Annotated in this window: 7 protein-coding genes; all 7 read left to right on the top strand. The window is 41.8% G+C overall.

Features of this window, described 5'->3' with window-relative positions; translation table 11 throughout:
• Positions 1-411: 411 nt before the first annotated feature.
• The 7 genes from GC096_RS00305 (at position 412) to GC096_RS00275 (ending at position 10,948) form a co-directional block, all read left to right on the top strand.
• On the top strand, positions 412-3,042 hold the full coding sequence (locus tag GC096_RS00305; protein ID WP_171628306.1) for a sensor histidine kinase: 2,631 nt from the start codon (positions 412-414) through the stop codon (positions 3,040-3,042).
• Positions 3,043-3,059: 17 nt separating this feature from the next.
• The gene (locus GC096_RS00300; protein ID WP_171628305.1) at positions 3,060-4,592 is read left to right on the top strand and encodes a response regulator; all 1,533 of its coding nucleotides are present in this window, start codon (positions 3,060-3,062) and stop codon (positions 4,590-4,592) included.
• Positions 4,593-4,692: 100 nt separating this feature from the next.
• The gene (locus tag GC096_RS00295; RefSeq protein WP_246302490.1) at positions 4,693-5,610 is read left to right on the top strand and encodes an ABC transporter permease; all 918 of its coding nucleotides are present in this window, start codon (positions 4,693-4,695) and stop codon (positions 5,608-5,610) included.
• Positions 5,610-6,488 carry a carbohydrate ABC transporter permease gene (locus GC096_RS00290; protein WP_171628304.1) on the top strand — a complete coding sequence of 293 codons (879 nt, stop codon included), beginning with the start codon at positions 5,610-5,612 and terminating at the stop codon, positions 6,486-6,488. The genes GC096_RS00295 and GC096_RS00290 overlap by 1 nt, the downstream gene beginning before the upstream one ends.
• A 37-nt stretch (positions 6,489-6,525) precedes the next feature.
• Positions 6,526-8,052: an extracellular solute-binding protein gene (locus GC096_RS00285; RefSeq protein WP_171628303.1), complete on the top strand. Its 1,527-nt coding sequence runs from the start codon at positions 6,526-6,528 to the stop codon at positions 8,050-8,052.
• Positions 8,053-8,057: 5 nt separating this feature from the next.
• Complete coding sequence (locus GC096_RS00280) at positions 8,058-9,506, top strand: sulfatase family protein (protein WP_171628302.1); 1,449 nt, start codon at positions 8,058-8,060, stop codon at positions 9,504-9,506.
• A complete protein-coding gene (locus GC096_RS00275; RefSeq protein WP_171628301.1) occupies positions 9,503-10,948 on the top strand; it encodes a sulfatase family protein in 1,446 nt (481 codons plus the stop codon). Before GC096_RS00280 ends, GC096_RS00275 begins: the two co-directional genes overlap by 4 nt.
• Positions 10,949-10,951: the final 3 nt, after the last annotated feature.

The following is a 10,951-nucleotide window of genomic DNA, read 5'->3' as shown; positions in this document are numbered from 1 at the left end:
TAATTAACCAATTAATAATTTCAAGTTGAAAAAAGATTGAGCCGTCAGGGAGTATCACTGGCGGTTTTTTTAATACAGAAATTTGGAGATATTGGACGACCGCGAGAGATTGCGAAACTCATATTTGTCGGAGGCGTATTCCTTTCCAGTTAGCATTCATTCAATATAAGAAAAAATTCAATAATCGCAATATATACCCCAATAATCGCAAACAAATTGCTTTGAATTCAAAGTAAACTGATATAGTAAGTGCGAGGAAGGATACTCTTGGACGTTGGGACAGACTTGGGCTTTATATGGCTTCCTGTTAAGCTAATGTGGTAGGATGATAGACAAAGGAGATCAATCCTGAGGATTGGTCTCCACTCCATCGATAGGTGTAATAGAGGAATACGTTAAAGGAGCGATTCAATGTCATTCAGAATGAAGTTGAATGGGTTGTTTTTAGGATTAATGCTTGCTTTCATGGTGATTTCCTCCTTAATTAGTTACCTTGTTTCCAAAAACTTAATTATCAGCAACATGATGCTCTCGAATGAAAGCGAGCTGTCTATTAACCTTGAAACGATGGACAATGCCATTTATAAAAGCAAGGAAAAATTCCAATTGTTTATGGATGACTTCCATTTTTATTATGATAACGTTGTCAAAGACGATAATACCATATTAAAGAAAGCTTTTGACTTCAATTCCGAGCTGAGGACGTTTCTGTATTCGAATAAAGAGTTCAAAGGGATCTTTTTGTACCAGAATCAAGTATTAATCGGGACTTCCTTGGCGGATGAAGTTATTTCATATACAGACAACATGGATGAAAGAGCGGATTCTCAATCGATTAATGAGTACATATGGACGCAATTGAAGGAAGATCAGAGGTACGGGCAGAACGATTTTCATGAAGAAAACTTACTCATTGCACCGATACAAAATGGAGCCTATATCATTGCCATTTTAGATTTTCAGAAGCTGCTCGAACAAAGCGATCTAGCATTAATCAAGCTTAACGAGAAAGATCAAGTGATTTACGGAGATCAAGCGAAGTTAAAGGAGTTTCATAAAAATATAGTAAAGAAGCCCACGGATTCGGGGGCTATTGATACATCCCGTTATGAAAATCATATTGTCTCTATAAAGAATAAACAGGGGGACAGATATATTTTATTGAGGGATATTAGTCAAGTCGACCGCAACATCAATCAAATCGTTTGGAACCTAGTCGGTTATGGTTTGATTATTTTCATCCTATTTGCCGTAATAGCCCATATTCATTCGGGATTGATCTTGAATCCAGTGTATGATTTCATAAAAAAAATCAAGCAAGTCAAGGGATTTGAAGAACGTGAATCGATTCATCACTATATTACAACCTACAAAGAGCATTCTAGTGCATATAAAAAGCTGTTCCTGTTTTTCTCCATGATGATTATTCCTACCCTTAGTACGACTCTTATTTCATATCATAATTTTGAACAAATTATCGAAGCGAACTCACGACAGGATAACATTCAAATTTTCAAACAGACAGCCAAAAACATCGAAAATGACTTGCAATCGTATCATTCGTATATGAGGTATTTGATTCTGAACGGAGAGATACAGGAATTAATGATGAAGGTAAACGCAGAACCGTTGGTAAGGACCAGGGAGTTTGCAGACATCTTAATTAGGAAAGGAGTTATCGATAAGAGCTTAAGTTATCTCTCTATCTATGATGCCAATAACCAACTTGTGTTCTCCAATACGAAAAATAAACCGTCGGTTGCTCCTTCGCAGCCTTTAGTAGTGATGAAAAAGGAAATTAAATACTTAGGCAATACGGTCGATAAATCGAACCTGTTTAAGTATATGGGATATATTGAATTCGGAATCAACAGTGTGCTGGATAACCAGCAACATACAAGCGGAATATCGGCCGTCATTCTCATGAATCGTAAAACAGGCAGTGAAAATCCCCAAGTGATTAGTTCACCCCTGGATCATCCCTATACGGACTATATTCGTAATCACACCAAGGATATGATAAGCGATCCGATTGATTATAAATATATAACCGTGAAAGGTCAAAAAACGTTGTTCTCCACGCTCCCTATTGTTGACCAGGAATGGAATTTAGGGTTGTTTGTTCCGGTATCTTGGGAAAAGCAGCATTATATTTTTATCCTATTGTACTCCTTTGAAATTTTCTGTGTGTTAGGCATCATTATTATCACCTCTATGATATTGGGAAAGCGTATGACCGCAACTATTCGCAGGGCAATCCATCTGATGGAAGCGTATCCGCAAGATCAATCAATCCGGCTGCGTGAAACAGAGCATGATTTTGAATTCGTCGTTCTGGCTAGCAATTTCAACAATATGTTAAGCAGGCTGGAAGTTTTGTCCACTGAATTAGTAACGAAAGAAAACGAAAACTTAGAAATGGAGAAAAGGATCAACAAGCTCTTATTTAAGGCTTTGCAGTCGCAAATAAACCCACACTTTCTTCAAAATATTTTCACATCCATCATGCTGCTGCTCAAAACTGGGAAGTCAGAGGAGGCGAGCAAGGTGCTTGTCGCAACCGCCAAATTCTTGAAAACCGGCTTATCCGGGTCAAGGGATTTAGTAACCCTTGAGGAGGAGCTCGAGCATGTCCACAATTATGTGCAAATCCAAAACATTCGGTTTGATCGGCAGTTGCTTTTTAATGCTGAAGTTGACAAAGCTTACTATAAAGTACTTATTCCTAAGTTTATTTTTCAGCCGATTGTCGAAAACGCGATTCATCATGCGATGGAAAAGAACCGGTTATTAACGATCAAGATCTCCAGCGAAATGGAGAGTGGAAATCTAATCGTCATGATTGAAGATGACGGGAAAGGAATGAATTCGGAGCAGCTAGTAAACACAATCAACACGATGCACAACAACAAGCAATCCATTCATTGTGGGTTATCCAATGTCCACGAAAGGTTGAACCTTGAATTTGGTGAGGCATACGGGTTAGAAATTAAAAGCGTCTACGGGACAGGCACACAAATTAAGATGAAAATCAATTTGTGAATGGAGAGGTTGGAGCGATGGACAAGTTTACTCTTATGATTGTAGATGATGAGAAAATAATTAGAGACGGATTGCAAAACTCCATAAAGTGGGAGGCACTGGGATACAGGCTGGTAGCGGTTGCTTCTGACGGGGAAGAGGCATTAGAGCTTTTTCGAGAGCATAAACCTCAAGCGGTTATTATGGATATCCATATGCCTATCATGAGCGGACTAGAAGTATTGGAGAAATTTAAGAGTGAACATCCAGATACGGAGGTTATCCTTCTTAGTGGCTTCGACGAGTTCGCTTATGCCAAAAAAGGGATTCAGGAAGGCGCATTCGACTACATTATTAAACTTAATATGTTTCCGGAGTTGGAAGATTCATTAAAGAAGCTGCATCAAGCTTTGTCCCATAGATTAGAGGAGATCAGGCAATACAATCAGCTTCTGCTGCTTAAAAATGAGTATATGTTTCAGCAATTTATAGAGGGAAATGCACCGACAGAGCTCAGTCAAGCTGCGAAAGAATCTTATTATTGTGTAGCCAGTGTCTGGCTTCCTACGCCCCAATCCTTATCCCCGGTATATTTCAGCCGAATCGCTCTTCCTCTAAAGCTTTTGATCAAACAGGGGAATGATTATGTTCACTTTATTTTCTATTTGGAGGGAGAAGAAAGATCGTTCTTTCATCAGAAATTAGTGGAATCGATCCGCATGGTTGAGGCTCAATTGAACGATAACGCGGTGACTTCCTACAAAATCGGGATTAGCAGTTTAAAGCCTCGCGTGTCGGAAATTCCTCATATCTACAAAGAAGCGATGAAAACAATCGATTATCTAAGATATGGAGATCCAGAAAATGCGGAAGGGTCCCTATTGTTTTACGAAGATTGGCAGGGGCAGGATATAAGCATCCATTTTAGTAGGGTTTCTGATATGCACTGGGTCAATTGGGTCTATTCCGGAGACGATGTAAATCTGATCAACTGGATCAAGACAGTATTTGCCGAAGCCTGCGTAAACAAACAGATAAGTCTAGCGGATATGAAGTACTTATGTGTTCAACTTGCCGCACAATTCGAAAAAATGACGAAAGGACATGAAATTGCGTTCATTTCTTTGAAAGAATTCGATTCGCTAATGGAGTTGGAAGTTCACATGATACTATTTATAAAAGAGAGATGCGTTACTGCTCATCGTAGAATACAGCTGCAGAAGAGCGAAAGCATAACAGCTGTAAAAGAGTATGTGGATGAGATGTATACGACCAACTTGAATCTGGAGGATGTCGCTCGGCAGTTTTATTTCAGTCCTGGCTATTTATCCTCCAAGTTCAAGGAGTACACCGGCATGACATTCTCTAAATATATGATGATAAAACGAATCGAGACAGCTTGTAACTTATTGGTTGGAACGGAAATGAAAATTTATGAGATTGCCAATGAAGTCGGTTATTCGGATGAGAAGCATTTCAGCAAGTTGTTCTCACAAATAAAAGATACGGGGCCAAGGGAATACCGCAAGCAGAACAAAATCAATGGGGGAGAGATTGGGATTGTAAAATAACACACCTTTTATCTGTTTTTCACCTTCTGTTTTCCATTGGAATGTAAAAGTATACTTAGATTATAAAATGTATGCGGTTACAAGCTGAGGGAGGGATAAGATGAGGCTAAGCAGGTTTTATAAAATTCGAATGCTTTACTCTAAGTATCAAATTTTTCTTTTTATAATCCCGGCTATTCTTTACTACATTATTTTCAGGTACAAACCGTTGTACTTTATCCAGATTGCATTCAGGGACTATAGAATTACACGCCCTTTGGAGCAAAGCCCTTGGGTTGGCTTTGACCACTTTGTCACGTTGTTCAATTCAACCGAATTTCAACAAGCGCTAGTTAACACTTTGATTATCAGTTTTTATAAGATTTTGTTTGGTTTTCCTGCGCCTATCATTTTAGCATTGATGCTCAATGGACTGAGAAACGCAATTTTCAAAAGAGTCAGCCAGTCTATCTTGTATCTTCCTCACTTTATTTCTTGGTCGGTTCTAGGAGGAATCATATACAGTTTATTATCTGTACACGACGGGTTAGTCAATGAGGTAGTGAAAGGGTTCGGTTACGAGGCGATCTACTTTATGGGAACCAAGGAATATTTCCGTGGGATTCTGGTCGCATCGGAAGTATGGAAGACCATGGGTTGGGGAACCATCTTGTATTTGGCCGCTTTGACCCGAATCGATGTGTCTCTGTATGAAGCAGCCCGTGTTGACGGCGCATCTCGCTCGCAGCAGCTGTGGCATATTACGCTTCCAGGCATCTCAACAACTATCGTGGTGCTATTCATCATTAATATCGGTCATTTGCTAGATGTAGGCTTCGAGCAAATTCTGGTGATGAGTAATCCCATGGTCACTAGCGTGGCAGACATTATCGATACCTATGTATTTCGGGTTGGACTTCAAGAAGGCAAGCACAGCTTAGCCACTGCGGCCGGGCTCTTCAAAACACTGGTGGCAGCTATCCTCGTTTATTCAGCAGATCGGTTAGCCAAAGTCATTGGGCAGAGGGGGATTATCTGATGGCTAATACGCGCAAGCTTCGTAAACATCCAATCGGTGATTCATTGAACATCATCGTCATGTTATTGTTGTGCGCCATCATGCTATATCCGTTTTGGCAGACGGTCGTCGCTTCCTTCATGTCGGAATCCGAATATTTAACTTCTCGCTTCAAATTGATTGTGACAGCACCCACTTTCGCGTCATATAAGCAAATTTTTCAAGACGGTACAATCTTTATCCATCTCAGGGTTACATTCTTGATTACAGTAATAGGTACTGCAGTCGCTTTATTTATGACCGCTTATTCGGCTTATGGATTATCCAAAACTTTCAAAGGCTCAAAAATTGTGATGTTTCTGATCGTTATGACGATGTTCATGAATGCCGGCTTAATTCCTGATTATATGAACTATAAGGAGCTCGGGCTGATTAATAATTTTGCCGTATATATCATTCCTTATATGATCAATACCTTTTATTTAATTATTATGAGATCGACTTTTATGGAGTTCCCTAAAGAATTAGAGGAAGCGGCCCGTATCGACGGCTGTAATGATTTTCGTATCTTCTTCACTATCGTTCTGCCGTTGTCCAAACCGATACTGGCGGCAATCGGATTGTTTTTCATGGTGTCCTTCTGGAACACCTATATGCAATCGGTATTCTTTGTTACTGACAAGGAGTTAAAAACAGTTCAAGAATATTTGCAAAAAATGATTAGCAGCACACAGGATCTGGAATCCATCATGCTGGTTGAATCGGGTGAAGAGGGCTTTAGTTCAGAGACGATACGTCTAGCGAATATCGTTATGGTTTTATTGCCAATCATCGCGGTATATCCTTTTTTGCAAAAATTTTTCGTGAATGGCATCATGATGGGTTCTTTGAAAGGCTAGTTCTCCAAAACTTAGAGTCAAGAGAGGGTGTTCATGTATGATGTTTAGAAAAATGACTGCTTTAACCCTAATCCCCGTACTAGCTATTTCCATTTTCGGATGCTCGAATAATTCCGGAAACAGTTCGGAACCAATCAGTACCAAGAGTCAAGATTCCGCTGCAGGACCCGGTAAAATAAGTTTGGCTAAGAAGTATGACATTAAGTGGTTTCAATGGGGGCCCCGCGATATTCATCCCGATGACGCTATTATCAAATATTTGAACGAAAAATTTAATGTAAATATTAAAGTGGAACGGATCTTAGCCAAAGAGTATCAAAAAAACCTGGAGTTAAAGATTGCGGCAGGTGATATGCCGGATGTGTTCCGTTATTCGCTTGGTTCTGGAGCGCATATTTACAACCAGCTGAAGGAAGACGGTTTCTTAATGAATTTCGCCGAGTATGCCGAGAAGTATGATTTAAAAGGTTTACAAACCTATATAAACCGACCAGGGACCGAGGAGTTCCGTGAGGAGAATGGGGTGTTTCAGCTACCGTCTCGCAAAGCGGTTGTAGTTCCTAATGTAATGGTTGTTCGTCAAGATTGGTTAGATCAACTCGGATTGAAGAAACCGACGACTATGGATGAATTCAAATCCATGCTAAAAGCTTTCAAAGACAATAAAATGGGCGGTGCCAATACAGTGCCTGTTACATTTGCACTCGGGTCGGGAGCATTCCTGGGTTTATCTACGGGCTTTACCGGAGCCAACATCTGGGGGAAAGTAGATGGCAAATGGAACTATGAATCAACGATGCCGCAATATAAATCGTTCCTGCAATTTGCCCGTGAATTATATGGGGAAGGTTTAATTGATCGGGAAGTGTTTACATCGAATGAGGCTCAAGCTAAATCCAAGTTTATCAGCGGAAATTCCGGGGTAATCGTGGCTCCTACGGAAAGATATGTGGCAATCGAAAAGGATTTAGCTGAAACTAACAAAAATGCCAAACTGTCGCTGATCATTCCGATGCCTAAAGGGCCAGCAGGAGATACGGGTAGAGTAGATTCGAGTAATACGGAGCCTGTTGTTGTGGTTAAGAAAGACAGGGATGAAGATTTTCTAGCAAGAGTTGCTGCTATCATTGACTATACGCATACTGAAGAAGGGATCAAGATGCTCAACTACGGCATAGAAGGGGTCCATTATAAAATGGAAAACGGCAAGATGGTTAAAACAGCTCTCTACGAACGGGACATCATTCCGTCATTAGGACACTTAACCGCCATGACGACAGATTATTCATTAGCAGCACAGGACGTAGAAGGCGCATTGAAGGATAACGTTGAATACTCCTTGAAATCCGGTATTGCACCGCCGTTTACAGCATTGACTTACGGATCCACGAAAGATGTGATACCGTCTATTGATAAAAAATACACGGAATGGATGATCAATTTTGTGACCGGTGCCAAGGATATTAACGCAAACTGGAATCAATATGTGAAAGAGATGAACGATGTTGGGTTAAGCAAACTTACTGCAGCAGTCGAACAAAATACGAAGAAATGGGGCAAGTAGATCCTATGACGAATCAAAATCAAAATCAAAAGCCTAACGTGATTATCATTATGGCTGATCAGTTGAGATATGATGCGATAGGACAATTTACTCCTCATTTAAATGAATTAAAGAAGGAATCCGTTGTTTTCAACAGAGCCTATTGCGCTTCACCGATATGTGTCCCCGCTCGAGGGGCTTTCTTCACGGGGAGATACCCCAATGAAACCGGGTGCTTGATCAATCCTTGGGCGGAGCAGGATCGGATGAATGGCATGGTTAAGGAAGGGATTCCTCATTTGTATCAGCTGATGGAACAGCAGTGGGACAGCTGGCATACGGGGAAACAGCATTTATTTTATAACTTCAAGCCCGAGCAGCAATCGGAATCGCAAACCCATTGGAATACCGAAGCCGACTATATGGACTACCTGAAGGAACACGGAAAACAAGCTCCAGGAGGTCCGAGGTTCACGGGGCTCGTCCCTGAAATGGTAACGGGTCGGCATACCACGGTCAAAAGTTACTCCATTCCTTTCATGGACCGCTATACAGAAGGTTTGGACTATTTTTTTGACGGATATATTACAAATCGTTCACTAGACGCTTTAGCTTCTAGAAACAAGGAGAAGCCTTTGTTTCTAAGCACGATGTTTCTGGCTCCTCACCCGCCATATCACCTTCCAGAGCCTTGGTATTCCATGATCGGGGAAGAAGAATTCGAGCTGCCCGACAATGTCGGTGTCTGGTATCCAGATCAATCGCCTTTGCAAATGTATAATTTGACAGGCGTGTTAGGGACCCGTTATTCCCGTGAAGAATGGCGGTCCATTTGGGCCAAATATCTTGGTTTGGTCAACTTGCTGGATGATGGCGTCGGCCGCATCATCGAAGAGTTGAAAAAGAGGAACCTCTACGATAATTCCCTCATCATCTTCACCAGCGATCATGGGGAAATGTTGGGATCGCATCGTTTGTGGCAAAAATTTTGTATGTATGAGGAATCGGTACGAACACCGTTGTGGATTAAATTTCCAGATGGATTCGTTCCTTCGGTTAATGAAGTCAACGAGACGGTAAGCTCATTGGATGTTTTACCGACATTATGTGAATTCCTCGGATTGGATAAGCCTGAGTCTTTGTCGGGCAAGTCTTTAATGCCGTTGATTCGTGGAGTGAAGCAAGACAAGGAAGCTATCTATATTCAATATGACGGAAACGGCTCTTTGGGAAATTTCCAGAGGTGTATCGTCAAAGGTAGATACAAACTTATCGTGGACCTGTTCAAGGACGAGACCTATTTGGAGTTGTACGATGTAGTAGCCGATCCGCAGGAAACGATAAATTTGGCAGTTTTGGGCTCTCATGATGATGAATTGAACCAGCTTATGGCTTTGCTGAAGAAGCATATGGAACTGACAGGTGATCATATTGAAATGAATGAAGAACTGCTTCGACGGAGGTTACGGAGATGAGAAATAAGAAACCGAATGTCATCCTTATTATGGCGGATCAGTTGCGGCTGGACGCCATCGGCGCCCATACTCCAAACATCAATCGGTTAAAGGAGAACAGCGTCGTATTCGAAAGAGCGTATTGCGCTTCTCCCATTTGTGTCCCTGCCCGCGGAGCGTTCTTTACCGGCATGTACCCTAACGAAACAGGTTGTTTAATTAATCGCGGTGAGGACATGCATGCCCTCGTAAGGCCGGACATCGACCATCTATACGGGCTTATGGATCAAACGTGGGACAGCTGGCATACAGGGAAACAACATCTTCGGATGAATCCTAGTGTGGATGAATCCCCTGGCAGCCGAACGAACTGGAGAAAACTCGAGGGCCGTTATGAAGCCTTTTTGAAGGAGAATCATAAACGCGTGCCGGGTGGACCGAATTATCGGGGGATTGTGCCGGAAATGTCTCATGGCAAGATAACGCGTCCAAAATCGTATTCAATACCTGCTGTTGGCCTTTACGAAGAAGGTCAAGAGTTCTTCATTGACGAGTTTATAACCAGAGATTCTGTGCAAGCGATTCGGGAGCGAGATCGCAGCAAACCATTTCTGCTCAATGCGATGTTCCACGCTCCCCACCCGCCCCTTGAAATTCCCGCCCCTTGGTTTGATTTTGTCGAGGCGGTTGATTTACCTGTGAATGTCGGGGAGTGGTGCCGGGGGCAGTCGCCGCTTCAGTTATATAATTTGACAGGAGCCATAGGAACAAGGTACAAGAGGGAAGATTGGAGACATATATGGAAGGTCTATCTGGGACTGGTCTCGTTACTTGATCAATGCGTCGGCCGTATTATCGAAGAATTAAAGAGAGAAGATCTGTACGATAATAGTCTGATTATATTTACGAGTGATCACGGTGAAATGCTCGGTTCTCACGGATTATGGCAAAAAATGTGTATGTATGAAGAATCCGTTCATACACCGTTATTTATGAAATTTCCAGCTAATTTCAAACCGGCTGTAACTTCTTGCTGCTCGTTAGTCAGCAGTATCGATGTGCTGCCGACGATATGCGATTTTACACAGATCCAGACGAGGTCTCCTATGTCCGGCCGGTCACTTATGCCATTAATTACTGATAGTGCAAGTGGACGCGAGAGAATCTTTATTCAATACGATGGCAATGGAGGAAGAGGCAACTTTGGGCGTTGTATCGTCGAGGGCGATTACAAGCTGATCGTCGATATTTTTAAGGATGAGACGTATATAGAGCTGTACAACGTCACCGAAGACCCTCAGGAGAGAGAGAATCTTGCCTTTCAACAGTTGATTTATCGCGCGCGAATTGAACAGATGCTGCAGCATTTGCGTGAGCATATGCAAGCTACGAAAGATCTGCTGGAGTTACCAGATCAAATCTACGACCGGTTTCTACAGGATTACACGGAGTTTATGTCTTAAACG

The organism is Paenibacillus plantarum, from assembly GCF_013141695.1.
Classification (GTDB): Bacteria; Bacillota; Bacilli; order Paenibacillales; family NBRC-103111; genus Paenibacillus_E; species Paenibacillus_E plantarum.
This window is presented reverse-complemented; position numbering and strand designations above follow the sequence as displayed.

Excerpts from the sequence above, each read along its gene's own strand:
- GC096_RS00305 (WP_171628306.1), top strand. The coding sequence starts at position 412 with ATGTCATTCAGAATGAAGTTGAATGGGTTGTTTTTAGGATTAATGCTT.
- GC096_RS00300 (WP_171628305.1), top strand. The coding sequence starts at position 3,060 with ATGGACAAGTTTACTCTTATGATTGTAGATGATGAGAAAATAATTAGA.
- GC096_RS00295 (WP_246302490.1), top strand. The coding sequence starts at position 4,693 with ATGAGGCTAAGCAGGTTTTATAAAATTCGAATGCTTTACTCTAAGTAT.
- GC096_RS00290 (WP_171628304.1), top strand. The coding sequence starts at position 5,610 with ATGGCTAATACGCGCAAGCTTCGTAAACATCCAATCGGTGATTCATTG.
- GC096_RS00285 (WP_171628303.1), top strand. The coding sequence starts at position 6,526 with ATGATGTTTAGAAAAATGACTGCTTTAACCCTAATCCCCGTACTAGCT.
- GC096_RS00280 (WP_171628302.1), top strand. The coding sequence starts at position 8,058 with ATGACGAATCAAAATCAAAATCAAAAGCCTAACGTGATTATCATTATG.
- GC096_RS00275 (WP_171628301.1), top strand. The coding sequence starts at position 9,503 with ATGAGAAATAAGAAACCGAATGTCATCCTTATTATGGCGGATCAGTTG.